The sequence below is a fragment of the Lentilactobacillus raoultii genome (genome assembly GCF_900411375.1).
Taxonomy (GTDB): Bacteria; Bacillota; Bacilli; order Lactobacillales; family Lactobacillaceae; genus Lentilactobacillus; species Lentilactobacillus raoultii.
This window is the reverse complement of the sequence record NZ_LS422984.1, coordinates 373,675-399,245: the sequence shown is the minus strand read 5'-3', so window position 1 is coordinate 399,245 and position 25,571 is coordinate 373,675. Positions and strand designations below refer to the sequence as shown.

General features: G+C 41.0%; 26 protein-coding genes and 1 pseudogene. 7 read left to right on the top strand and 20 right to left on the bottom strand.

Annotated features, from left to right (window positions below; all coding sequences use genetic code 11):
- Nucleotides 1-36: 36 nt before the first annotated feature.
- The 17 genes from holA to pdhA form a co-directional block, all read right to left on the bottom strand.
- A complete protein-coding gene (gene holA / locus ED605_RS03615) occupies nt 37-1,065 on the bottom strand; it encodes a DNA polymerase III subunit delta (protein ID WP_121977531.1) in 1,029 nt (342 codons plus the stop codon).
- On the bottom strand, nt 1,062-1,829 hold the full coding sequence (locus ED605_RS14925) for a ComEC/Rec2 family competence protein (protein ID WP_306419365.1): 768 nt from the start codon (nt 1,827-1,829) through the stop codon (nt 1,062-1,064). Before ED605_RS14925 ends, holA begins: the two co-directional genes overlap by 4 nt.
- A gap of 15 nt (nt 1,830-1,844) precedes the next feature.
- Nucleotides 1,845-3,143 (bottom strand): ComEC/Rec2 family competence protein, encoded by a 1,299-nt coding sequence (locus ED605_RS14920; protein ID WP_306419362.1) that lies wholly within the window; start codon nt 3,141-3,143, stop codon nt 1,845-1,847.
- Nucleotides 3,144-3,307: 164 nt separating this feature from the next.
- Nucleotides 3,308-3,784 carry a ComE operon protein 2 gene (locus ED605_RS03605; RefSeq protein WP_191981336.1) on the bottom strand — a complete coding sequence of 159 codons (477 nt, stop codon included), beginning with the start codon at nt 3,782-3,784 and terminating at the stop codon, nt 3,308-3,310.
- Between the two features lie 48 nt (nt 3,785-3,832).
- Entirely contained in the window at nt 3,833-4,600 is a 768-nt protein-coding gene (locus ED605_RS03600) for a helix-hairpin-helix domain-containing protein (RefSeq protein WP_121977529.1), read from the bottom strand.
- Nucleotides 4,601-4,674: 74 nt separating this feature from the next.
- Nucleotides 4,675-5,712, bottom strand: a complete 1,038-nt coding sequence (locus ED605_RS03595; RefSeq protein ID WP_121977528.1) for a SepM family pheromone-processing serine protease — start codon at nt 5,710-5,712, stop codon at nt 4,675-4,677.
- 18 nt (nt 5,713-5,730) lie between these two features.
- Nucleotides 5,731-6,204, bottom strand: coding sequence for a pantetheine-phosphate adenylyltransferase (gene coaD / locus ED605_RS03590; RefSeq protein WP_121977527.1), 474 nt, complete (start codon nt 6,202-6,204; stop codon nt 5,731-5,733).
- Between the two features lie 3 nt (nt 6,205-6,207).
- The gene (rsmD, locus tag ED605_RS03585) at nt 6,208-6,771 is read right to left on the bottom strand and encodes a 16S rRNA (guanine(966)-N(2))-methyltransferase RsmD (RefSeq protein ID WP_121977526.1); all 564 of its coding nucleotides are present in this window, start codon (nt 6,769-6,771) and stop codon (nt 6,208-6,210) included.
- Nucleotides 6,772-6,783: 12 nt separating this feature from the next.
- Complete coding sequence (locus ED605_RS03580) at nt 6,784-7,071, bottom strand: DUF2129 domain-containing protein (RefSeq protein ID WP_121977525.1); 288 nt, start codon at nt 7,069-7,071, stop codon at nt 6,784-6,786.
- Nucleotides 7,072-7,095: 24 nt separating this feature from the next.
- Nucleotides 7,096-8,274, bottom strand: coding sequence for an FtsW/RodA/SpoVE family cell cycle protein (locus tag ED605_RS03575; RefSeq protein WP_121977524.1), 1,179 nt, complete (start codon nt 8,272-8,274; stop codon nt 7,096-7,098).
- Between the two features lie 233 nt (nt 8,275-8,507).
- Nucleotides 8,508-10,355, bottom strand: a complete 1,848-nt coding sequence (gene typA / locus ED605_RS03570) for a translational GTPase TypA (protein WP_121977523.1) — start codon at nt 10,353-10,355, stop codon at nt 8,508-8,510.
- Nucleotides 10,356-10,458: 103 nt separating this feature from the next.
- Nucleotides 10,459-11,238: an inositol monophosphatase family protein gene (locus ED605_RS03565; RefSeq protein WP_121977522.1), complete on the bottom strand. Its 780-nt coding sequence runs from the start codon at nt 11,236-11,238 to the stop codon at nt 10,459-10,461.
- A 1-nt stretch (nt 11,239) separates the two neighbouring features.
- Nucleotides 11,240-11,524, bottom strand: coding sequence for a UPF0223 family protein (locus tag ED605_RS03560; RefSeq protein ID WP_121977521.1), 285 nt, complete (start codon nt 11,522-11,524; stop codon nt 11,240-11,242).
- 240 nt (nt 11,525-11,764) lie between these two features.
- Nucleotides 11,765-13,189 carry a dihydrolipoyl dehydrogenase gene (lpdA, locus tag ED605_RS03555; RefSeq protein ID WP_121977520.1) on the bottom strand — a complete coding sequence of 475 codons (1,425 nt, stop codon included), beginning with the start codon at nt 13,187-13,189 and terminating at the stop codon, nt 11,765-11,767.
- Between the two features lie 7 nt (nt 13,190-13,196).
- Nucleotides 13,197-14,534, bottom strand: a complete 1,338-nt coding sequence (locus tag ED605_RS03550) for a 2-oxo acid dehydrogenase subunit E2 (RefSeq protein ID WP_121977519.1) — start codon at nt 14,532-14,534, stop codon at nt 13,197-13,199.
- Nucleotides 14,535-14,564: 30 nt separating this feature from the next.
- Entirely contained in the window at nt 14,565-15,542 is a 978-nt protein-coding gene (locus ED605_RS03545; RefSeq protein ID WP_121977518.1) for an alpha-ketoacid dehydrogenase subunit beta, read from the bottom strand.
- 2 nt (nt 15,543-15,544) lie between these two features.
- The gene (gene pdhA, locus ED605_RS03540) at nt 15,545-16,666 is read right to left on the bottom strand and encodes a pyruvate dehydrogenase (acetyl-transferring) E1 component subunit alpha (protein WP_121977517.1); all 1,122 of its coding nucleotides are present in this window, start codon (nt 16,664-16,666) and stop codon (nt 15,545-15,547) included.
- 404 nt (nt 16,667-17,070) lie between these two features.
- Here pdhA and def point away from each other — a divergent pair, with 404 nt between their 5' ends.
- The gene (def, locus tag ED605_RS03535; protein ID WP_121977516.1) at nt 17,071-17,637 is read left to right on the top strand and encodes a peptide deformylase; all 567 of its coding nucleotides are present in this window, start codon (nt 17,071-17,073) and stop codon (nt 17,635-17,637) included.
- A 233-nt stretch (nt 17,638-17,870) separates the two neighbouring features.
- Here the strand turns inward: def and ED605_RS03530 are convergent, their stop codons facing one another.
- Nucleotides 17,871-19,160, bottom strand: a complete 1,290-nt coding sequence (locus ED605_RS03530) for an MFS transporter (protein ID WP_121977515.1) — start codon at nt 19,158-19,160, stop codon at nt 17,871-17,873.
- A gap of 104 nt (nt 19,161-19,264) precedes the next feature.
- Between ED605_RS03530 and ED605_RS03525 the strand changes: the two are divergent.
- Nucleotides 19,265-19,399: pseudogene (locus ED605_RS03525) on the top strand (helix-turn-helix domain-containing protein); the annotation flags it as partial.
- Between the two features lie 209 nt (nt 19,400-19,608).
- Here the strand turns inward: ED605_RS03525 and ED605_RS14545 are convergent.
- On the bottom strand, nt 19,609-19,749 hold the full coding sequence (locus ED605_RS14545; RefSeq protein WP_162919736.1) for a hypothetical protein: 141 nt from the start codon (nt 19,747-19,749) through the stop codon (nt 19,609-19,611).
- Nucleotides 19,750-19,764: 15 nt separating this feature from the next.
- Between ED605_RS14545 and ED605_RS03520 the strand changes: the two genes are divergently transcribed.
- Entirely contained in the window at nt 19,765-20,679 is a 915-nt protein-coding gene (locus tag ED605_RS03520) for a DNA-binding protein (protein ID WP_121977514.1), read from the top strand.
- On the opposite strand, the gene ED605_RS03515 is transcribed toward ED605_RS03520, so the two are convergent.
- Nucleotides 20,676-21,158, bottom strand: coding sequence for a hypothetical protein (locus ED605_RS03515; RefSeq protein ID WP_121977513.1), 483 nt, complete (start codon nt 21,156-21,158; stop codon nt 20,676-20,678). The genes ED605_RS03520 and ED605_RS03515 overlap by 4 nt on opposite strands.
- A 258-nt stretch (nt 21,159-21,416) precedes the next feature.
- On the opposite strand from ED605_RS03515, the gene ED605_RS03510 reads away from it, so the two are divergent.
- The 4 genes from ED605_RS03510 to ED605_RS03495 all read left to right on the top strand — a co-directional run bounded on the left by ED605_RS03510 (nt 21,417) and on the right by ED605_RS03495 (nt 25,447).
- A complete protein-coding gene (locus ED605_RS03510; protein ID WP_121977512.1) occupies nt 21,417-21,638 on the top strand; it encodes a DNA-directed RNA polymerase subunit epsilon in 222 nt (73 codons plus the stop codon).
- Nucleotides 21,635-23,320, top strand: coding sequence for a ribonuclease J1 (rnjA, locus tag ED605_RS03505; protein WP_121977511.1), 1,686 nt, complete (start codon nt 21,635-21,637; stop codon nt 23,318-23,320). Before ED605_RS03510 ends, rnjA begins: the two co-directional genes overlap by 4 nt.
- Before the next feature lie 125 nt (nt 23,321-23,445).
- On the top strand, nt 23,446-24,420 hold the full coding sequence (locus tag ED605_RS03500; protein WP_121977510.1) for a diacylglycerol/lipid kinase family protein: 975 nt from the start codon (nt 23,446-23,448) through the stop codon (nt 24,418-24,420).
- A 67-nt stretch (nt 24,421-24,487) separates the two neighbouring features.
- Nucleotides 24,488-25,447 (top strand): ADP-ribosylglycohydrolase family protein, encoded by a 960-nt coding sequence (locus tag ED605_RS03495; protein ID WP_121977509.1) that lies wholly within the window; start codon nt 24,488-24,490, stop codon nt 25,445-25,447.
- Nucleotides 25,448-25,571 lie beyond the last annotated feature (124 nt).

The following is a 25,571-nucleotide window of genomic DNA, read 5'->3' as shown; positions in this document are numbered from 1 at the left end:
GGTGCCGGTAAACCAGACCTTTTTATGATGTCAGATCTAGGCAACATCGTGACGCGTAAACTTCAACAGAAACAATTCAAACAAAAGCTCAGGGGACCGATTTGACGATTTCATTTCCCTTTCCGTTTCAACAAGTCCCAAATAGGCATTTCGCAATTCCTGATAACTGAAGTGTCGAACCGTTTGTAAAGCTAATTTAATCCGATATGGGTGAACCCTCAAACTAGCGGCCAAATCCCCCTGTGCGTATCCATGACGCTTTAAAATCATGACTTGAATCAATAAGCGAAACTGTTGGATCAGTACTGCATTAATCCCAATGGGTTCCTGGTTTTCCAAAAGTAAATTCCGATAAATTTCCATAGAACCTTTGACATCTTTTTCCAAGACACTGTTAACCAAATCAAAGACGCTTTGCTCGATAGAAGGACTGACAAGGCCATTTACCGAGGCTAACGTAATTTGCTTGGATTCTTTATTGTATAGAAACAATTTGGGCAGATCATTCATCATCGCCGTTAATTGGCCGCCTGTTAACTGCATCATTCGTTCCAGAACGTTCTCATCAATGGTATATCCGGCCGCCTTGATGCGTTGTTTCACAGTTGTTTTGATTTCGTGTTCTCTTAGCTTTCCAATTTCGACCGTTGTTGCCACCTTTTTAAGCGTTTTAGTGATTTTCTTTCGTGCGTCTAATTTATCATAGGGTGCGAAAATCACTAGTATCGTTGATTTTTCGGGATGTTGTAAATAATCCAAAAAGTCTTCGACGTGATGGGTCACCTTGGCTTTAACACGTAACCCAGTTAAAAAATAAGGGCGGTTAATCATAACCAATCGACGTTCACCGAAAAAAGGAACCGAAACGGCATCTTCAATGGCACTGGAAATCGGCGTTTCTTCCATATCATAAATGCCGATGTTCATTGAACGCTCTGCCTCTGGGATGAGTTTGGTAAAAGCTTGTTTTATCTGGTCGGATAAGTAGGATTGATCACCGGAAATCAAATAAACTGGGTCCAAATGCCCTTGTTTTAGTTGCTTCATTAATTGTGAAAAACTCATCTGTTTTTCCCCTTATGGCATTCCAATATCGATTCGAAATGCCCGGTATTATTTTGATAAATATATCTTACCATACCCATTTGCTGTGTATTCAAAATCTTAACTCCAGCCTTTCTTAGTGTTTCCAAGGTCTCAATATTTGGATGATGATAACGATTATTACGACCGGCAGAAATTAACGCAATTTGTGGACAAATATGAGAGATAAAACTGGGATCTGACGCTGTCCGGCTACCGTGGTGGCCAACTTTGATCACGTCCGTTTTAAGACCAGGATGTCGTTGTAATGTCTCCAATTCCCCTGACCGGTCCAAATCTCCTGTAAATAGCCAATTAAGGCCACCTAAACGCCCACCAAGTACTTCCGAGTCGTGATTCTCACCTTTTCCGGGCAAGTATGGATGATAAACAGTTAGCGGCAGGTCAGCTATTCGTGATTCATCATTAACCGGCAGCAATAATGTCTTCGGACTTTTTCCTGCTAACCGCTTAATGAAGTTGGGATTTTCTTGCATGCCCATTGGAATTAAAATTCTCTTAATCTGCATCTCTTTGATAAAAGCTGGTAAATCTCCGCAGTGATCTGAATCTTGATGACTAATACAAATGGTATCAATCTTGGAAATGCCAATACTCTTCAAATAGTTAATCGATAATCGACTAGCTTGATAAATCTTTGGTCCCTGCTGCCATTTAGGCCGTTTAAAACCAACTTTACCACCAGTATCAATTAAAGTCACCGAGCGATTAAACGGGGTTCGAATCAGGAAACTATCTCCTTAGCCAACATCAAACATCGTCACTTCGCCGGAAAATGGGTAATGAATCCAAATAAATGTCCCCAGGTAAAGTCCCACTAACGCAACTCGGCAAAACTTACTCGAATGAATCATGATAAAGACCGTTAACCCAAGCATTAGTAACGTTATCACCAGGGGTGGTTTACCAAAAACCAGCATCCCAGGTAATTGACCGATCATATTCAAACACCCGTTAAACAACCCTAACAGTCCTTCTATTGGAAGCGTCAGACTTCTGTCAATCATACCTAACCCCAATCCCAAGATAACGAGTGGAAAAATGGTTTTTCCAAATAGTGGTAAAACAATCAGACTCACCGCTAAACTGAGAATATGCCATTCATATAAGTGAAATAGAAGGATCGGTAATGATAGCAGGTTTAATAAGACAGTCTGTTTAAAATAGCCCATATTTCCAGCAGCAATCAACCCAAATGCCAGTCCATAACTGAGTTGGACGCTCATCATAAACATGGCTTCGGGAAAAAGCAATAGATTAATCATTAACGTTAAACTTAAAGCAGCTAATTGAGATAATTTAAAGCCCCAAAACTGAGCCATGATCATTAAGCCGGCCATAATAACAGCCCGTAAAAGGCCGGGCGAACTACCTGAAAAAATAAAGTATCCGCCAAGACATCCCAACTTAATGATGGCTTGTGGCTTCCTGCCAAGGCCCATTAGTGAAAACAACTGGGTTAAAATTCCCAAAAAATAGTAGACGTGCATTCCAGAAATGCTAAATAAGTGTAATAATCCCAGTTGCTGGACTCCCGTCATCTCCGTAAAAAAATCACTTTCCCGATTGCCACTAATCAGTCCCATTGCATAGATCCGTAAAGTCTTGGGCAACCGTTGACAATAGTGATCAAAGTTCGCCCGCAGTACATGGAACCGGTCAATTAATGAAAGCTGTCGTTCTGGTCGAACAGTGGTCAAATCGGTAATAAAAAATTCTTCATAAATTTTTTGATGATGATCATAATCCCGCATATCAAATTGATTAACGTTTGTGGCTGAATCAATCGCCTTTCGCTCACCTTTGATTGAAATCAACAACGGGTGTGATGAGTCAATCATCTGCCGTTTTTGATTTAAGGATTGGAAGCGACCATAATAAATGGTTTTCCTCCCAGTTGCCTGCGAAATGGTCGTCGTTCTAAATTGCCCGCCACTATTAATCAACATATCCGGATACACTTTGATTGTTTCACAACAATCTGTTCCAATTACCGGTTTATCACTCCCCTTAGTTAATTGAACATTAACTAAAAACACCCCACCTAATACGACTGTCATAATAGTATATTTGGGACATCCTAGTAAAAGAAGCCGACTCATTAGAATAACCAGTAAAATACTACCGATAATTAAATTTCCAAATAGCAAAATACTAAGAAAGAGCATCAAAGCAGCGGGAAAAATAAGCCAATTTCCAATAATTAATCAGATAAATAGGACTTGAATGGTATGCGATCCATATCGTCGTGAGTTAATTTAATTTTGTTGAGTGCGATGTTCTTTAATTTAATTAATTTTTGGGCATAATCATCATTATGATAATTTCGCAAATAATTAATCTTCTTAATACCAGCCTGCAACAGCATTTTCGTACATTGCAGGCACGGAAAATCAGTCACGTAAATCTCCGCATTATCCGTCGATTCACCAAACTTAGCGCATTGTAAGATCGCATTCATCTCCGCATGAATGGTCCGAACACAATGACCATTCACCAAATAACAGCCAACATCGATACAGTGGTCATCACCGGCAACTGAGCCATTGTACCCACCAGCAATAATCCGTTTGTCGCGGACAATAACTGCGCCGACTGATAACCGTTCACATGTGCTCCTAGAAGCCAACAGCACCGCCTGCATCATAAAATATTGATCCCATTTAATTCGACTATCCATTTTTTCACCTTCCATGAAATAAATCATATCTCAATTTTGGCATTTCAGCTACACACAAATGGAAGATTTTAAATTATCAAACGTTTTATCGCCAAAGCCCGGCACGTTTTTTAAATCCTCAATGCTTTTAAACTGGCCGTGAGACTGACGGTAGGCAATGATCTGATCAGCTTTTTTATCACCGATACCATTTAATTCTTGTAGCTTGGTCTTATCAGCAGTATTTAAATTAACCTTAGCCGAACCATCAGTTGAACCAGTCGTCACACCGGCATCAGAACTACTTTCGGAAGCGGATGGTGTTGCTGAGCTTTCTACAGTTTCCTGAGCAGGGGTCTGGTTAGGCGTTGATCGAAGTGCCCGATTTCCCTTAATCTCTCCTTTAATCGGAATGTAAACAACTTGCTGGTCAGTTAATCTTTGTGCCAGGTTAATTTGCTTCTTGTCAGCTGAACGGTTAAACCCACCAGCTAAATTAATCGCATCGACAACCCGCATGTTCGCGTTAACTTCATAAACGCCCGGATTTTTAACGGCTCCTTTAACATCAACATAAAGCCGCTGACTGCCGCTCTGGGAATTATCGGTTGCACTAGCCATACTTGAGGCACTTTGACTGCCTGAAGCCTGCTGATCAGTTGAAGCCGACATTGACGTGCTTGATGTCGCCAATGCTGTTGCATCTTCCTGTGATGGTTTTGAAGAATGTCCAATTGTTAATAAAAGGACACTCACAATTAAGATCACAATTACAGCAGCGGCGCTAATTAAAACCTGATAAAGATGATCATCAATAAACTCGCGAATCCTATTCATACTGTCCCTCCCTTCAATATTTAATATACGAAAAAAGAGCTAACAAATGGCTAGCTCTTTTGAAAAAAGTTTTATTATTGTTTTTGTAATACGGAAACTGCCTGATTAAAGGTTTTAACTGGAATAACTTTCATCTTTGGTGCGTATTTTTTGGCAGTTCGTTTAGCCAGTTGATAATTAGTTAAATGCCCGGGTTCGTACTTTAAAATTGTTTTAGTCGGCTTTAGATAAGGCGCAAGGAAAATAGTTGCCCCATTCTTTTTAGCAGCAATCACTTTCTTATCGATACCGCCAATTTCACCAACCTGCCCAAGGGAATCAATCGTCCCGGTACCGGCAACTTTCTTTCCATGGCGCAAGTCCTGGTTGGTTAGTTGACCATAAATTTGAAGTGAAAACATTAAACCGCCAGATGGCCCGCCAACCTGGCCAGGATTAACTTTAATCGGTACCTTTGTATGAACCTTCACATCGTCAGTCAACGTAATCCCGATGCCTGCTCTATGATTGGCAATTTTAATAAGCGGCCTGGTAATCCGATGCATTTTGTGGCCACGCTTATAAGTAATGGTTAACTGTTGGCCCACTTTCTTTTTACGAACATAGTTAACAAAGCCGGCCGCATTTTTAAATTGGTGCCCGTCAATTTTAACGACGACATCCCCAACTTTTAACTGTGGATAAAATTTTGACTTTTTCTGAATATCCAGAACGTAGATGCCCTTATACGTCCGTTTTACCGGTTGTTTAGCATGTTTATAAGCCGTATAAATGGCCTCACCAATAGAACTTTCCATGTAAAAACGCTGAACTTTATCATATTCCTGCATATTTTGACCGTCCGTGACACTATCATCCGATTCTACTGAGTAATAAGGGCTTAACTTAGCATATAAATAGGTTAACGGACGTGCTTGAGCAATGCTGACCGACGTCAACATAAACATTCCCTTCCGCTTATCAGGATGATGTTTAATATTTACAATCCGGCTTAAATCTGAAGCATCGCCTGGCCCCTCAATATAATTCGGTAAGGGCCAAAAAACCGCCGCCAACAAAATAATTGCGGCAGTGATCCCCAGGACGTACTTTTTAATTCCCTTCTTCTTCATCTGGCTTCCACTCTTTTATCAAAATTTATTTTTTAACGCCTTAGCCACAATTGGCGGGACAAACTTGGAAACGTCACCATGAAATGCGGCAATTTCTTTAATCATACTTGAGGATAAATCACGATATTGACCGGCAGTCGGTAAAAAGACCGTTTGAATCTCCGGTGCTAATCCTTGATTTAACCCCGCAATTGACATTTCGGTATCCAAATCACCACTTCCGCGAACACCGCGAACCAGCACTTTAGCGCCAAGTTGCTTGGCTAGTTGAACTGTCAGCTCTCTTGAGGTTAAGACACTGATCTGCTGATCTTCTTGAAAGAGCTGTTTAATAAAGGCCGCTCGCTCTTCAGTTGTAAATAGCGCATGTTTATGAGTATTGATGCTGACTGCAACAAAAACTTTGTCAAATATCGTCTCCGCTCGTCGAATCACATCGATATGACCGAAAGTGATTGGATCAAAACTACCAGCATACAATGCATTTACCATAACCTAACCCCGTTTCGTTTGAAAATGATAAATCGTTAAATTCGTTAGTCCATAATTTTTTTGCTTGGTCTTGTCTAACGCTGCCAATTGGTCCGGCAACTCAGTTTGATTATCAGTTTCACAAATAACAACTGCCCCTTCTGCCAACAACTTCAGATCAATCAATGATGTTAACGTTTCTACGAGTTTTTGTGCTTTGTAAGGCGGATCTAAATAGACCATATCAAATAATTGGTGCTGTTTTGAAAGATTTTGCATAACTTTTTCTGCAGACCCTTTAATAATTTCAAATTGATCTTCAGCGTGAATCTTTTGGACGTTATCTTTAATTGTTTTAATCGCTTGAAACTGACGATCTACCAGCACTGCTCGGTTCATGCCTCTCGAAACTGCCTCAATTCCAACCGCTCCCGAACCGGCAAACAGATCTAAAATGCAGCCACCGCTAAAATAGGGACCGGTCATACTAAATAACGATTCTTTAACCTTATCGGTGGTTGGCCGGGTTCGGTCACTTTTGACCGGATTTAGACGAATGCCACCGTATTTTCCAGAGATAATTCGCATTTTATTTCCTCATTAATCTTCAAAATCCTCGTCAAACTTTCGATCCAGCGCTGTTGGATCCTTTCCCTGAACTTCTTTTACCAGTTCATTTAACTTGGAAGGCACCACTTGTTTGACGTAATTAAGTGATTGCAATTTTTTAATCACGGTCTCTTTATCGTCAGCATCAACGTAAATGACAGCATACCGCATTCGCTTTGAAACATAGGACAAACGACCAAAATTCCGCAAGTTTCGAACATACTTAATCGAATGTAAATAAATAATTAATCCGGTCGTCAGTTGAACTTCAAATGCCAAATGATCATCCCCCTCTTAAGTAAGTTAATTTGTCGCCGGTTGATAAGCTTCTCGTTCAAAACGTTGGCGGCCACTAATATTTAAGACCATCCCAATACAAAGTGACAGTGTAATCATACTGGAACCACCATAACTCACAAACGGAAACGTCACACCGGTAATGGGAAGCAACCCAACGACACCACCCATGTTAAATAATGCCTGAACCGTTAAATAAGTCGCAACCCCATAGCAAATTAAACTTTGATAAGGACTGTTGCTTCGAATGCCAATTAAAACCGTTCTAAAAATGAGTAACGCCAGGATGGCCATCACAATAACAGTTGTAACAGCCCCCAATTCCTCCGTTAAAATCGCCATAATAAAATCAGTGTTTGGCTCCGGCAGATAACCCGTTTTTTGAATACTGTTTCCAAGTCCCGATCCAAATAAGCCACCATTACTAATGGCATAAAAAGAATTAACAAGTTGTTGGCCAACACCAGTGGCGTGTTTAAACGGGTTAACAAACGCTGTAATTCGGCTCAATTGATAGCTGTGAATGTGACCACTCTCCGATAAGGGAACCAATACAAGCATCATAAAAGCAAAAGCGCCCGCAACTAATCCCGTTAGGTAAAGGACACTGCGCTTCCAAGAAAAGCCGCTTGCAATCAGAATGACGAACACAATCGTGAAATTAATCGCGGCACCCCCCACATCCGGTTGAAGGAAAATCATAAGCAGCATGATGGCTGTAATGAATAAGGGATGCCGCAACGTATACCACCAGCTGCGCGTTGATGTCAGTAAATCATCTTCATGACTGGCAACCGCATTTGCGATTAGCATAATTAAATAGAATTTAGCAAATTCCGCGGGCTGAATATTAATGCTGCCAATATGAATCCACCCAGCTGCACCGTTAACCGTTTGGCCGATAACCAGTAGCCAGATTAATACCAATATGAATAGGTAACCAATCCGGATAAGCCATTTTTGACTGCGCAGTTTTTTTATATTGAGAGCCGTTGTGACACAAACCAGCATTAAACTGATGATCACAAAAATGACCTGTTTAATTAAGTAACTTTTAGGACTACCGCCATTTTGAATGCCAATATTTGCACTGGCCGAATAGACCATCACAATCCCTAACACACAGAGAATGATGTATGGCAGAAAAATAAATAGATCCAGGTGTCTTAAACGAACTTTTCCCATGAAGTTTCACGCCACTTTCCCTTAAAATATATCCGTAAACATTGGTGTTAATTATAGCATACTCAGCCCTATCCACTGGTGTCTTCCAAAAAGATATACCAGATTTTAAAAATTGTTGGACCACTGGCTGTAATCGGGATACTGACATGAAACAGACTAACCAAATTTGCTGCTAACGCAAAATGTCGAGGCAAAAATTGCCCCGACATTTTGATTTAATCCATATTTAAGCCTTAAGCATGTTTTCTTCTCTTAGCTTCTTTTTCACGCGCATTAGTATTCAGAATCTTCTTGCGGAGTCGAATGAAATGTGGTGTTACTTCACACAATTCGTCTTCATTCAAGAATTCCAAAGACTCTTCAAGTGTGAGATGAGTTGGTGTTTTGATTCGGGCCATATCATCAGAACCGGCAGCCCGCACGTTAGTCAAATTCTTACCCTTAGTAATGTTAACCGTAATATCATTTTCACGGTTATTTTGACCCACAATCATGCCTTCGTAAACTTCGGTTCCCGGATCAATTAGCAATTCACCACGACTTTCAATTCCCATCATAGCGTAAGTCGTTGCCTTACCAGCGTTCATTGAGACCAGTGTCCCTTTCTTACGGCCAGGATTCCAGCCCTTAATAACTGGTAGGTACTTCTCAAAGGTATGGTTCAAAATCCCATAGCCTCGAGTTAATGACAGAAACTCAGTTGAATAACCGATCAACCCACGTGAAGGTGCCAAAAATGTCAAACGTGTCTGGCCATTATCCGTTGTTTCCATGTTCTTCATTTCGGCTTTACGCTGAGAAAGCGTGTCGATAATCGACCCGGTATATTCATCCGGCGTATCAATCTGAACTGATTCAAATGGTTCACACATTTGACCGTCAATTTCACGGTAAATAACTTCTGGTCGAGAAGCTTGTAACTCATAGCCTTCACGACGCAGCGTTTCAATTAAAATTGACAAATGCAATTCACCACGGCCGGAAACAATCCATGATCCAGGTTGGTCGGTATCGTCAACCCGCAAGGAAACATCAGTATGCAATTCACGTTTAAGACGATCACCTAATTGACGTGCGGTAACAAATTTACCATCACGACCGGAAAATGGTGATGTGTTGGTACCAAATGTCATTTGTAAAGTTGGCGCATCAATTCTTAAAATTGGTAAAGCTTCGGGTGTATCTGGTGAGACCACCGTTTCACCAACGTTAATTTCTTCCATCCCGGAAACAGCAATTAAATCGCCGGCTTTGGCTTCATTGATGTCCACTTTCTTAAGACCGATAAAGCCCATTAGCTTAGTTACTCGGAAGTTCTTCTTAGAGCCGTCAAGTTTCATAACCGTGACATTGTCGCCTACTTTAATCCGGCCACGGAAAATACGACCGATCCCGATTCGACCAACAAAGTCGTTATAATCCAGTAGGGCCACTTGGAATTGAAGCGGTTCATCAGAATTGTCAATTGGTGCTGGAATCCGCTTGATAATCGTGTCAAAAATTGGCTTCATCGTATGTTTCTGCGTCGAGACATCGGAATCATAACTGGAAGTGCCATTCATAGCTGAAGCATAGATAACCGGAAAGTCGAGCTGTTCTTCGTCAGCACCTAATTCAATAAATAAATCAAGCACTTCATCAACAACTTCTTCTGGCCGAGCGCCTTCACGATCAACCTTATTGATAACAACAATTGGCGTTAAGTGTTGTTCCAACGCTTTTTTCAACACAAACCGTGTTTGGGGCATGGTCCCTTCAAACGCATCGACAACCAGTAGAACACCATCAACCATGCGCATAATTCGTTCAACTTCACCACCAAAGTCCGCATGTCCTGGGGTATCCAAAATGTTAATCTGTTTATCCCCATACTTAACGGCCGTGTTCTTCGAAAGAATCGTAATGCCACGTTCTCTTTCAATGGCGTTAGAATCCAATGCACGATCTTCAATTTGCGTATGTGCAGCCAAAGTATCCGATTGCTTCAACATTTCATTAACCAAAGTTGTCTTACCGTGGTCAACGTGAGCAATAATCGCGATATTTCGGATGTCATCCCGTGTTTTAAGTTTTGTATCCAAGTTGTTTGCTTCCCTTCATTAATAAATCAGACTCGCATGTGACACATCTTGTGAGATTCGCATAAAAAAACTGTGACCACTGGTCCCGTCACAGTATGACTAATCACTTACCAACGATAGTAAGAACGTCTCGATGTGCATTTCGCGTTGCTAATAATACCGCTGTTGATGATAACATACCTAGTTGCCCGCCGTCAATAGCTGTGATCTCAAGTCCGGCTGTTTCACAAAGGATCTTACCAGCACCAAAATCCCATGGTTTAAGGTACGAAATGTAGCCAACCAGTTCACCACGCAATACCGAAATAATATCAATTCCTGCACTGCCATAAATTCGCATTCCCAAAGACTTTTCTGCAATATCGACCATGTTAAAATCATTGTTTAACACCATTGGACCACTTAACCCGATTAAGCCATCTTTTAATGATGTGTTTTCAATCGGTGCAAGTGGCTGACCATTATCAAAGACACCCAGCTTTGGCCCCCCGGAAAGCAGTCGGTTGCCGATCACATCCAGAATGTAACCCAACTCGCCAACGCCATCTTGATACAACGCAATCATAATGGCAAAGTGATTGCGCTGCTTGACAAAGTTCATCGTGCCATCAATTGGATCAATAATCCAAACGCGACCCTCACTTGAAGTCACTTTATCACCAAATCCCTCTTCTCCAAGAATTTTAGCATCTGGGTCAAATTCTCGTATTTTTGAAACTAAAAATTTCTCATTTTGCTTATCAATATTAGTTACCAAGTCACGACGACTGGTTTTGGTATTAACGGTCAAACGGGTATCGATTTTTCGTAACACATTGTCACGCGATTCCCGAAGCCATCCTTTAACGGTTTTATCAATTTGTTCCAGTTCACTAGTTTCCATATCACGCCTCGTTCACTTTTAAATTTTTACCAGGTTGTTTAGACTGCTTAACCACTCGATAAACACTATAACCGGAGCGTTCCTCAAATTGAGCTGCTAATTGTTTCTGTTCCATTTTGGAAGGAATCATCGTGGTAAATGTCCGGTATGCGTTAATAAAGGCCTGTCGATTCACGCCGTTTGGCCTTTCATAAGCGGCCTCAACCTGCTGAAAGAAAGTGACCAGCTTAATCACCTCATTATCGTTTAGACCATCCAATAATGGATACGAATAGTTTTCATTCATGAAACCGTCTCCGATCGTTTATCTATGAGATCATTTTTTCAAAAAATTGTTTTCAACTCTAATTATAAATTATTTCAAAAGTTTGTGAAATAAGAAATCTCAAATTACAGATAAAGGCCTATTTGGATGTTAAACCATAATGATGACACATAACATATAAAGAAAAACGACCCACCGCCTCGAGGACGATCAGTCGTTTAACTTTAATCTTTCAACTGGTAATGAACTGATAATTCAGCATTAAATGTGGGTTGGAAGCCCCAACGCAACATCCGCAGCTTCTTGAATTGGTTCACTCAAAGTTGGGTGTGGATGAATGGTCAATGCAATATCTTCAACATTCATTCGACCATTAACTGCCAAGCTAAGCTCAGCAATCAAGTCACTGGCACCAGGGCCAACGACTTCACCACCAAGAATTGTTTTATCATCTTTGGTATAAATCAGACGAACAAAGCCCTCAGCTTCATCAAGTGACACAGCTCGAGCATTCCCGGCAAATGGGAATTTAGCTGTTGAAACTTCCAGTCCCTGATCTTTTGCTTGTGATTGGGTTAAACCAACAACGGCCATTTCAGGATCTGTGAAGCAGACACCTGGAACCCCAACGTAATCATTAGCCGTCTTCTTACCGGCAATTGCACCAGCGGCAACCTTACCTTGGAAGAATGCTTTGTGAGCAAGCGCTGGGCCAGAAGCAATATCACCGATCGCAAAGATGTGCGGTGAGTCAGTTCGACCTTGATCATCGGTTTGAACAATTCCACGATCATTCAATTTAACCTTGGTGTATTCTAGTCCGAGATCGTCTGTATTTGGCTTACGACCAACCGTTACCATGCAGTAATCAGCTTTGATCGTTGCTTCTTTACCATCGGCTTCGTAGGTGACACTTACGCTATTAGCATCCTGTGAAGAAGACTTGGCAGTGGCACTCGTAATAATGTCAACACCCTTCTTCTTCAAAGACTTCTCAACAATTGAAACCATGTCTTTTGAGAATCCAGCCAAAATTGACGGTGTTCCTTCAATAATTGTGACATGTGACCCCATATTTGCGTAAGCACCAGCCAGTTCAGTTCCAACATAACCACCACCGATGACTACGAACTCTTTTGGAATTTCTGGTAGATTTAAACCACCAGTCGAATCAATTACTCGGCCATCAAACTTAAATCCAGGAATCTCAATTGGATGAGAGCCACTTGCGATAATTAAGTTGTCAAATTGAATGGTTAACCCGGTATCGGCACTCATAAATTGTTGCGGGCCAACGGGCATTACCCGAAGCTGCGTATCACTGTCAAGAACCGCTTCGCCTTGAATGACGTCAACCTTGTGCTTCTTTAAAAGCATTTTGACACCGCTGGTCATTCGATCAACCACTTTTTTCTGCTTCCATTCCTGCGTCTTCTTGAAATCAATGGTTGCAGGTTGGGTTGTAATACCATACGTCGAAGCATCGTTAGCTTCTTGGAAACGATGGCCAGCCTGAATCAATGCTTTGGAAGGAACACAGCCAACGTTTAAGCAGACACCGCCCAGAGTATCAGATTTTTCAATTAACGTGACCTTTTGCCCTAATTCTGAAGCTCGAATGGCGGCAACGTAGCCGCCAGGGCCGGCACCAATGATCACCGTTTCTTTCTTTTGAACATCAGCCATTATTCTATCATCCCTCCATCAAAAGCATCTCTGGATCATGAAGCAACTTGTTCAATAGGTTCAATGCATTTTGAGCAAGTGCACCGTCAATTAATCGATGATCATAGCTCAATGAAAGTTTCAGCATATTGCCAACTTTGATTTCGCCATCTTCAGGATCAACGTACGGTTCCTTAGCAATTTTACCAACACCCAGAATTGCAACTTCAGGCTGATTGATAACTGGTGTGAACCAGCCACCACCAATTGAGCCAACGTTACTAATGGTAATCGAACCACCACTCATTTTATCGGCTGACAATTTGTTATCATAGGCAGCTTGAGTGTTTTCACTAATTTCCTTAGCAATCTCAAACATGCCCTTTGCATCGGCGTTCTTGATGTTAGGAACATACAAACCATCATCTGTATTAGTGGCAATCCCAATATTGTAGTAATGTTTGTAAACAATTTCCTGAGTCGTATCGTCAATTGAGGCATTAAACTCTGGATATTGCTTCATCACAGCAACCAATGCCTTTACAATGTACGGCAAGAATGTCAAATGAATGCCGCGATCTTTGGCAATTTCCTTATATTTCTTTCGGTTAGCCATTAATGCACTAACTTCAACGTCATCAAATGACGTAACATGAGGCGCAATATCTTTGGATTCCCGCATTGATTTGGCAATAATCTTTCGCATCATTGACATTGGTTCACGGGTTTCAAGATCAGGCTGTGCTGACTTGTAAGGCTTGATTGGACCACCGGTAGCTTTTGTTGCAGCAGTTTCGGCTTGTGCCGATGAAGCTGCAGGTGCAGCAGCTGGTGCAGCGGCCGGATTAAAGTTATCAATATCAGTTTTTGTGACCTGACCATGATTACCGGTTGCTGGAACTGCCGTAATGTCAACACCCTTATCACGAGCATATTGACGAACGGATGGCATTGCCTTAACCAATTTATTTGGATTGGATAGTGTCGGATTACCAGCAGGGGCAGCCGTTGCAGCAGGCGCAGCAGCTGCAGCCGGTGCCGGTGCGGCTTCTTTTTCAGGTTCAGGCGCAGCTGATGCTTCTGCCGAAGCCGGAGCTGAAGATGCTGACTCATCACCCGTATCAGGTGAGCCATCGTCAATTGTGACCAAAACATCACCGACTTCAGCTGTTTGCCCTTCATCTTTATCAATACTCTTAATAGTACCGGCAACTGGGGATGGCAACTCTTGGACGGATTTATCGTTTTGAATTTCTACTAACGGATCGTCCTCTTTGACTTTATCGCCTGGTTTAACCAACCATGACGCAATCTCGCCTTCGGCCATTCCTTCTCCCAATTCAGGGAGCTTAAACTTATAAGCCATGGGATCTAACTTCCTTTCTCACTTAGAATTTTAGTAGTTTAAGATTTCACGTACTTTGGCTTCGATATCGTCTGCATTTGGCAACCAATCGTTTTCAGCCATCGCAAATGGAAAGACACTGTCAGGAGCAGAAACTCGACCGATTGGTGCATCAAGCGACATAATATCATCTTCAGCAATTGCCGAAGCAACTTGAGCGCCAACTCCTGCCATCTTTTGAGCTTCCTGAGCAACAACTACTTTATGAGTCTTATCAATCGAGTTGAAGATAGTTTCAGTATCAATTGGTGATAATGATCGCAAATCAACGACTTCAACCGAGATATTCTCTTTTTCTAATTTGTCGGCAACTTTCAATGCTTCATTAACTTCAGCACTGTAAGCGACCACTGTGATGTCAGATCCTTCACGAACAACTTTAGCTTTGTCTAGCGGAACGGTGTAATGGCCATCTGGCACTTCATCCTTCATCGAACGGTATAATTTCAGGTTTTCCATAAAGAGAACCGGATCATTATTTTCAACAGCTGAAATTACCATTCCCTTAGCATCGTATGGGTTGGCAGGTGTCACAACCCGCAATCCTGGGATACCAACAAACAGGTTTTCCAATGAATCACCGTGAAGTTCAGCGGTATGGGTACCACCACCAAATGGCGTTCTAATAGTAATCGGCATCGAAACGTCTCCTGACATTCGGAAACGATTACGTGACATTTGACCACCAATTGAATCAACAGCTTCCATCGTAAATCCCATAAATTGAATTTCTGGAATTGGTCGCCAGCCGGTTAATGCGAGTCCAATTGATAATCCAAGAATTCCTGATTCAGCCAATGGGGTATCGAAGACCCGGTCTGTGCCGTATTTATCTTGAAGGCCAACGGTCGTTCTGAAAACACCACCGTTTTTACCAACGTCTTCACCGAAGATTAGGGTCTTCGGATCATCTTGCAATACTTGGTCAAGCCCATCGGTAATTGCTTTAATATACGTTAATTTAGCCATGATTACTTCGACTCCTTTGCTTCAAATTCTTTGATTTGGGCCGCAACATCTGGGGTAGGTACTTCAAATGTGTGTTTCAAGAAGTCACTAACCTTTTGCTTAGGTGCAGCTTCAGCATCTTTCATATCTTGCTTGAACTGATCCTTGTATTGAGCGACTAACTTATCTTCTTTTTCTTGGTCCCAAAGTTTCTTGTCTGTTAATACTTTTCTTAATCGAATAAGTGGATCACGATCAAACCAAGGTTTTTCTTCTTCCTTAGTCCGATAACGACTTGGATCATCACCAGCCGAACTGTGAGCACCGAAACGATAAGTTAAAGTTTCAACCAATACAGGGCCATTACCAGAAGCAGCAAAATCACGAGCATCCTTAGCTACCAGATAAGTTGCCAGAATATCCATCCCATCAACTTGAACACCTGGAACACCTGAAGCAACACCCTTTTGAGCTAATGTCTCAGCAGCCGTTTGTGTCTTTCGCGGTACTGAAATTGCCCAACCATTGTTTTGAACAAAGAAGACAGCCGGTGCTTGGAATGAACTGGCAAAGTTGATTCCTTCATAAAAGTCACCCTGTGAAGTTCCACCATCACCGGTAAAGGCATAAGCAACTGTATCTTTTTCATCATTCTTTTTAATTCCCAATGCTGCACCGGCGCATTGAACATATTGTGCACCGATGATAATTTGAGGAATCCATGCACGAACACCACGTCGTACATAGTCGTAACATTGATAGTGACCTTTAGACCATAAATAGCCTTCCTTAACGGTTGCACCGTGTTGGATCAATTGTGGGAGATCACGATATGCAGGGAATAGGTAATCTTGTTTTTTCATTGCGTGAGCAATTCCCATTTCGGAAGCTTCCTCACCGTAAGTTGGCGCATAGAATCCTAAACGACCCTGACGTGAAAAGTTCATCGTTTGTTCGTGCAAGGCACGTTCCCAAACCATCTTTTCCATTAACGTTACCAGCTCATCGTCGCTGAATTGGTCAAACAATTCCTGATTAACGATTTTGCCGGACTCGTCAATGACTTGAACCGGTTTCTTGTATGGATCGCTCATCGTCGATTTGATGTGTTCAAAATCAACAACATGCTTACTCTTTGCTGCCATAGATAACACTTTCCTTTCCTGTAAAACTAAACTGGTGATGCACAAACAGATCACTTCTAAACCACACTTAAAATTTAGCATTTTTTCAGTCAGTTTGCAAGCCCTTACATTGCTTTCAAAAAGGTTTTTTTGTTTACTTCTTTTTTCTCTGTAAATAAAGTCTGAAATCGCTTGTGCGAGTACACATTGTGAAATTTTGACTATTCCTATCAATAACATTTCGATCCAAAATCAGTCTAATTCATTTTTTAATCGCTTGATTTTTAGTGCCAAAATAACCGCTTTAAACTGATCATCAATTATAATAGACGCCACCGGTATCAATCTACTCCCAGAGTTATAGTAATTTTTCCAATATTAAGATAGAATAACGTTAGCGATAAATTTATTCGGAGGTCTTTGATTTGTTTTTAATGGATGATATTGTTCGGGACGGTAACCCCGTTCTTCGCCAAGAAGCTAAAAAAGTCACGTTCCCATTAAGTGATGCCGACAAAAAGTTGGCCCACGATTTAATGGAGTACCTTGAAGTTAGTCAAAATCCTGAATTGTGTGAAAAATATAAACTCCGCGCCGGTGTCGGTTTAGCCGCTCCCCAAGTCGGTGTTTCTGAAATGATGGCCTCCGTTTTGGTCCCTAACGATGATGAAAATGAAAAGGATCACCCACTTTTCAAAGATGTCATTATTAATCCCGTGATTGTTTCTAATTCAGTTCAACGAGGGGCCCTAACTGAAGGTGAGGGATGCCTTTCTGTTGATCGGGACGTTCCAGGATACGTTCCCCGAGCAGCCAGAATAACCTTGCGTTATCAGGATGTTGACGGCCGGGAACATAAAGTACGGCTAAAAAATTATCCAGCCATTGTTTGCCAACACGAAATTGATCATTTGCATGGCGTGCTGTTTTATGATCACATTAATAAGGACAACCCATTTAAGCGTGAAGATGACGAGGTCTTTATTTATTAAAAGCTAAACCCGGATAGGATCAGAAGTAACGCTTAACTTTACTTTCGATCTTACCCGGATTTTTTAGTTAGTCCGTGAATTTTTTAACGATGCCAATATCACATCAAACAGATTACTTTTTGTAAGTATAGCCCTTCAAATTTCACATCGATGAAAAAAATTTCAATAATGTTTAATCTGATTTGTTTTTCTGGAAATTAGCCATCAAACTAATAATCAAATTAAAGTCTTCATTAACTTTTTGCTTTTACCTGGTTAACTTGGTCTAGCTGTTTCTTAGCCGGGAAAACAGCCGCTAATTGTCGCCAAAAATAACCAGTATAGATCATTAACAAGCTTCCGCTAAAAACATAAATCAAGCCATTGGCAAACTGTTGAAAAACAACTGTATACCCAACTGTTCCAAGTGGCATAACAGCCATATCCAAAGTCGTTAGAGTCATTGAAACTCGTCCCAACAATTTTGTGGGCACCGTCTTTTGGATATATGTCGCCATTGGTGTATTTAGAATGGCCAAACTAATCCCCATAAGAATTAAAACAACTGAGCCGACAATTCGTAACCTCGACAGGTCCCAATGCAAATTAAAGATTACGCCAACGATAATTGTAGCCATGCTAAAAGCGCTTAGGCCGCCGATGGTCGTCCAATCAATTCGCTTAATTGTCGGAACTAATGTTAAAACAAAATTGCCGATAACCAGCCCGACTGCGATCGCCGATTCAAAAATACCTAATGTCAAATTGTCGGCATGCAGGTGGTGAACCACCATAAATGGGATACCAATATTGATCAAGGGGGCAGTGACATTAATCACCATTTCCCCAATTGCAAACGCGCTCAACTCCCTTCTTGTCATCAGAAAGGACACCCCTTCTTTAAACAACACCATTGGCCGTTTCCTGTTTTCATTAGTTGCCAACGTTTTCTTTTCATTGAATCGCATCGTTCCTAAAACAATCAGTGCGAACAGATTGGCAATCAATTCAAACTTTAAGAATGTTTTAAATCCCAAAATGACATACAAGGGTGCAGCGATTAATGGGGAAAAGATAATGGCCATTGAAGTGGCTGACTGGGAAAGCGCGTTTAATTTTTGAATATGTGCCTCGTTGACCAGCTCATGAACCGACGCCTGATAACCACTATTATTAATGCTAACCGTCGTATAGTTAATGATCAGAAAAATCAATGTGGGCATTAATCTATCAGTTCCGTTAAATTGATTAATGATCAGCATGTAGCCTATTAAGGCACCAATTCGAACGCCAAAATTAATGACGAGAATTGGCTTATGCCGATACCTGTCAACCAAATTGCCAATCGGGATCAACCCCAAGATATCCACTAGCGGAACGATAATCATTGATAAACCAAAACTAATTGATAACCCGGTTTCGTGCAAAAGCATTAATCCCATTGCGATTGAAAACATGTTGCCACAGAAAGCACTCACAAAATTGCTGACAAAATCTTTTACTAATTGGACATTAGATTGATGATCAGTAATTATTGACATCATTTACCACCCGATCCCTTTAATTAATTAACTTGAATCTTACTATTAAAAAAGGGGTTAACTTTTAAGAGAATGTTGCATATAGTAAACATTAAGGTGATTTTATAATGAAAAATATCGGTCAAACCGTTCAACAAATCAGAAAAATTAAGGGGTTTACTCAAAGTGAAGTTTACAGTGGGATTATTTCAAGATCCTTCGCTTTCCGCTTTGAAAATGGAGAAAGTGATATTAGTGCAACCTGAATAATCTCTACTTTTAAAATTTGCCTGATTTGGTCCTTTTGAGGGCCATTTTTTATTTTTTCAGGCACTTTTGATTGCTGACAAAACTTAACTGGTCACTAACCGTCACATTTTGAGGAATTAGGGGCTTTATCCAGCTGCTGAAAGCACGCCAAATAAGCCCCTTTAAAATCTTATTTTTTTAGACCACGCTCAGTTGCTTTTGCCTATAATTGCTGGATATTCAGGAGAATCCGCTGGAAAACCGCTTGATAGACGTGGGTCGCACTTAACTTTAACTGAATGCGACGGGCGGTATGAACCACAATTTTAGAGTTGAATTGTAACGGAATTTTCGATAAAGTCATTAGAGAGGACTCCTTTTGTTGGTTTTTTCTGGTAAATTTAATTTAACAGATCGGAGTCATTTTTTCACCCATTGGGTGAAAAAAACCGCTGCCCAAATCATTAATTTGATCAGGTCAACGGCCTCTTTTTATTTTTTTAGAGATTATCCAGGTGCAACTAAATTTTTAGCAATTTTGGATAATTTGTCAGTCTCACCGTCTGAATTCAAATTCATCCAAAATAATTTTCGGCAATCTTCATCTGAAACTGCCATGGCTGCTTTCCGACATGCCTATTTGGTTCAGGATCTTCATCAAATGGGCAAACTGATTCACGAATACCGAAACAATTCCAACCCCGCATTAAAACGGGTATCAACCATCGGCAGCATTCTGCTAAATGCTTACCATTCTGGTAGTATTCAAATCACGCCAGACGTCGATCTTCTTTGGTCACAAATGCTTCAAACCAAGGTTTGGACAATTTCAGAACTCAAATTAGCCAACATTTTGTTAGCCATTGCTTCCGGCCAAAAGAAGCCGACCGTTATTTTAGAAATAATGAATCGGATCAAAGATAATTGTCATCGATATATTTCAGAGACTGATGATCCTTTCAATTTATCGGACATTTTAGCTTCAGCTTATCTGACCGTTTTGCAAATCGAGTTAAATCTAAAGGCTTACAAAATTGCTAAATCCTTAATTAATTCAGTTAATACGCTAAATGAACAGCTTTTAAGCTGGTCCGGCCGCATTAGTCAACAGCTAACCATTGCGATTTGGGAACTCTTTTTTGGCAATGAAAAAAGAGGCCAACAGATTATGGACCTCCTTCAAAGTTTAGAAAACTTATATTTTCCAGTTCAAGATAAAACCCTTTTCGATATCATTGCTCATCGACAAAAAGAAGCCGGCCAATACCGCCAACAACACCATTCACCTCGCTAATGCAACCGATTTAAATCATCAATGTATTCAACCGTTGTTAAATTAATTAAGTAGGCCACATCAAAGTGCAATCGATCATCCAGCTGCCAAATATCGGTAATCACAAAGGCCGGTGATTTCTTTCGACGGGCATATATTTTATGTTGATCACCATATTTTGCTAGTTCATCAGCTAACAGTTCTTTCATATCAGAAATTGGGACCTTTACCCGATCAATTGGCAAGTGATATTCAAATGCCATGACGCCCCTTCCCCAAATATTAGCAATCATTTCGGAATGAAGTTCTTCCTCCCGAATCGGAGCTAATTTTTGCGCTGAGACCAACTGTTTGAGCACCTCGGCAACTGCGTTATTAACTGTCCGTTGTGCCATTAATAACCGTTTTCGACTTGGCCTGGTCACGAACAAATAATGGCTTAAATTATAAATCGCAAATGCCACGATCAGCCCAATTATAATTTGGATTATCAAGATCATCGCTCATCGACTCCATTCCTTTTCACTAATTTAATTCTAACATGTCTTACTCAATTTTGGCCGATGGTGACTAGGAGCCAACCGTCACCACCACCCTTTTGCTACCTGAATTCACCTCTTAATGGGTGAACGTAGTCTGTTGATATACTTATTCTTTATCTTATGGTAAAATAGCTACATTAGTTGTGTTCTCACAACCACTTGTTCGGAAAGAAACCTAATCGTTTCGAAAAAGTACATGAATAAAGGAGTTTTTTTATGATTTTTAAAGTTTTATATCAACCCGACCAAAAACAAACGCCACGTCGGGAAACCACCCGCACTCTGTATCTTGAGGCCGATACAGAGGTTGAGGCTCGCGGACTCGTGGAGGATAATACCAATTACGCCATTGAGTTTGTCGAACCACTTCAGGGTGATCATTTGAAGTACGAACAAAACAATTCGAATTTCAAACTAACGGAGTTCAACAATAAATGAAGAAGCTGAACGTCAAAAATAACGAGGCCGCAATTTATGGCGTCGGCGGACTTGGTGAAATTGGTAAAAATACCTATGGTGTCCAATTTCAGGATGAAATCATTTTAATTGATGCCGGCATCAAATTTCCAGAAGATGATCTGCTTGGCGTTGATTACGTGATTCCGGACTACAAATATTTAGTTGACAATAAAGATAAGATTAAAGCACTTGTGATTACTCATGGTCACGAAGATCACATTGGCGGGGTTCCCTACTTGATGAAAGTTTTGAACGTCCCAATTTATGCGGGACCATTAGCAATGGCACTTATCAAAAACAAACTGGAAGAACATGGTTTACTAAATTCTGTAGAACTCCATGAAATCAATGATAAATCCGTCCTCAAATTCCGAAAGACCAAGGTCTCGTTCTTTAGAACTACCCACTCAATCCCTGATACAGTCGGGATTGCAGTGCATACGCCAGTTGGCGTGATTGTCGAAACCGGTGATTATAAATTTGACCTCACACCGGTGACCAATCAGCCGCCTGATTTACAAGAAATGGCTCGTTTGGGTGCTGAAGGTGTTCTTTGCTTGATGTCTGATAGTACGAATGCCGAAAAACCGGTATGGACCAAATCTGAGAAATGGGTTGGTAATTCCATTTCCCATATTTTTGATCAGGTAAAGGATCGAATTATCTTTGCCACTTTTGCATCGAACATTTCTCGAATCAAAACGGCTTGTGATAATGCTTTGGCTCGTGGTCGTAAAATTGCTGTCTTCGGACGTAGTATGGATGCAGCAATTGTTAATGGCCGTGAATTGGGTTATCTAGATATTCCGGACGACGCTTTTGTTGACGCTAACCAGTTACAATCACTACCGGCTAATAAAACCATGATTTTATGTACCGGATCCCAAGGTGAACCAATGGCAGCTCTTTCACGAATTGCTAATGGTACTCACCGTCAGATTTCAATTCAGCCGGGCGATACCGTCATCTTTTCAAGTAACCCGATTCCTGGTAACACAACCAGCGTTAATGACGTCATTAATAAGCTTGAAGAAGCCGGTGCCAACGTTATCCATGGTAAAGTTAACAATATTCATACTTCTGGTCATGGTGGCCAAGAAGAACAAAAACTGATGCTTCGCTTAATGAAGCCCAAGTTCTTCATGCCAATTCATGGTGAGTATCGAATGTTAAAAATTCACACTGAACTTGCCGAACAATGTGGTGTGCCACTTGATCACAGTTTTATTATGCAAAACGGAGACGTTTTAGCACTTTCAAAAGATACGGCTCGCTTAGCTGGCCATTTCCAAGCCGGTGACGTTTATATCGATGGCAGTGGGATTGGTGATATTGGCAGCATTGTTTTACGCGATCGTCAACTTCTTTCCGAAGAAGGCATCGTCGTCGTTGTTGCCACCATCAATCTCCATAATCAGGAAATTCAATCCGGTCCGGACATTCTTTCTCGTGGATTTGTTTATATGCGCGAGTCGGGTGAATTACTCGATGAAGGTAGAAAGCGCGTCTTTAGGACGATTAGAAAAGCCATGCACAATAAAAAAGCCACTGAGACTTCAATTAGAAATGCGGTTATTGATGACTTACAAGAATTTTTGTATGACAAAACCGAGCGTCATCCGATGATTTTGCCGATGCTCATTATGAACGGTAGTCATTAATTGTTTCATTAGCCAAAATGGTTAATATACAAAGAAGCTTGAGAATCGGATTCTGTAACCAGCCGATCTTCAAGCTTCTTTTTTACATATTTTCAAAAAATAAATTGTAATGGGGGTCTTAAACTATGGAGTATTTTATTATTGTCAATCCCACTGCTGGTGGAAATAACGGCCGAAAGACCTGGCCCAAAATCGAAAAATTTCTTAAAACTAAATCAATTTCTTACCGGGCCTACTTCACGGAATATGACGGTCACGCCGTTGCGATTGCTATGCAAATCCTTAATCAAGTGACCGCTACTAATCATCCAGATGCGGTATTGGTTGCCGCCGGCGGTGATGGGACCCTTCACGAAACACTTTTGGGATGTATGAGATTTTACACTGAACACCCCCAAATTAACACCCCTCAGGTTCCAATTGGGCTACTTCCAATCGGCTCTGGAAATGATTTTGCCAGAGCTTTAAATGTGCCTCGTCATTGGCAGCAAGCCTTGGAAGAATTACTCGCTTGTCAAATAGCCACCAAAATTAACATTGGTCACTTTATCAATCAGGATAATCAAACCGATGGCTATTTTCTTAATAATTTCGGTATCGGCTTGGACGCAACGGTCGTCTACCTCGCCAATCACTCATTAGTCAAACACTATCAGCGATTTAGTGGCTTGGCTTATTGGGCTTCAGTCATTCACGCTGTTCAGACTGCCAAACCCTTTAAACTAACAGTCACTCATCCAGATGGCGATACCCAAATTTATCCAAATGCTTTTTTAGTCACCACAACGAATCACGCCTATTTCGGTGGTGGCATTGACATTGCCCCACAAGCTTCTGTTTACAAAAATACGTTAGACTTAATCGTGGTTGAAAAACCCACCCGTCGTCAAATCGCACTATTTGTTTTTATGCTATTATTAAAGCGGCACCTTCATTTAAGATTTGTTCATCATTTCTCTGGAGTTCATTTCGAACTAAAAACGAATGAGTCACGCTACGGCCAGATCGACGGAGAGGAACTAGGAAGCAAGACTTACGATGTCTCATATGAAACCAAAACTTACCCCTTCTGGATCAAAGAGATAGCCGCCACGCACTAAGAATTGGACGTTGCCAGAAAACCATGTCGGCTATTAATTAGAAATTACAAGTATCGAGGTAAATTCCATGTATTCTACAAGCTACCTATTATTTCAATCCTTAACAGCTGTCGCTTTGGGTGATGCCCTTGGTGTTCCATTTCAATTCGAAAAGCGGGAAAAACTACTTGAGAACCCGATTGACACCATGGTCGGTCACCGGACATTCGATGTTCCTAAGGGGACTTGGTCAGATGACACGTCGTTATCTATTGCATCATTGGTTAGCTTATCACTTGGATTCAACCTCAATGATCTGATGACCCGTTATTCCCAGTGGTATCACTTTGGAGACTATACACCCTTTGGCAAATCATTCGACATTGGCAAAACAACTGAAGCAGCTATTAAGCGATTTGATAGCGGCGTCGATCCAAAATTATGCGGTGGCATTGAAGAATTGGATAATGGTAATGGCGCGCTAATGCGTATGATGCCACTCGCCTTTTATATTTTAACCGATCATCAAAATTATCAATTTGACGATCAAGTTGCCGCTTTGGTTCATCAATTCACTGCCACAACCCATCGTCATCCTCGAAGTTTAGTCGCCTCTGGCATTTTAATCAACGTCATCATCCGGACCATCCAAAATCCAAATAAGTACGCCATGCTACGAGCGATTCAAGAAGCACTAACCTACTACCGGGAGAAGCCGACTTTTAAAAATGAAGTTACTTACTTTGAACAATTAGGCGACATTAATTTTTTACGTCAGCCAAGTACTTGCATCAAAAGTTCAGCTTACATTGTTGACACACTTAATTCAGTTTTTTGGTGTTTATTTAATTCAGAACAGTATTTTGTCGCAGTTAAACGGGCTGTGAACTTGGGCAATGATGCGGATACAATCGGCTCGATCACCTCTATGCTGGCTTCATTACTTTACGCACCCGTTACTTTTCCAACTAATTGGCTTAAAGATCTTAAAGGACGCAGTCAAATTAAAACGGCCGTTTCTTTTGCACTATTATCAAATTACTTTTAACCTGGATAATCTCTAAAAAAATAAAAAGAGGCCGCTGACCTGATCAAATTAATGATTTGGGCAGCGGCTTTTTTCACCCAATGGGTGAAAAAATGACTCCGATCTGTTAAATTAAATTTACCAG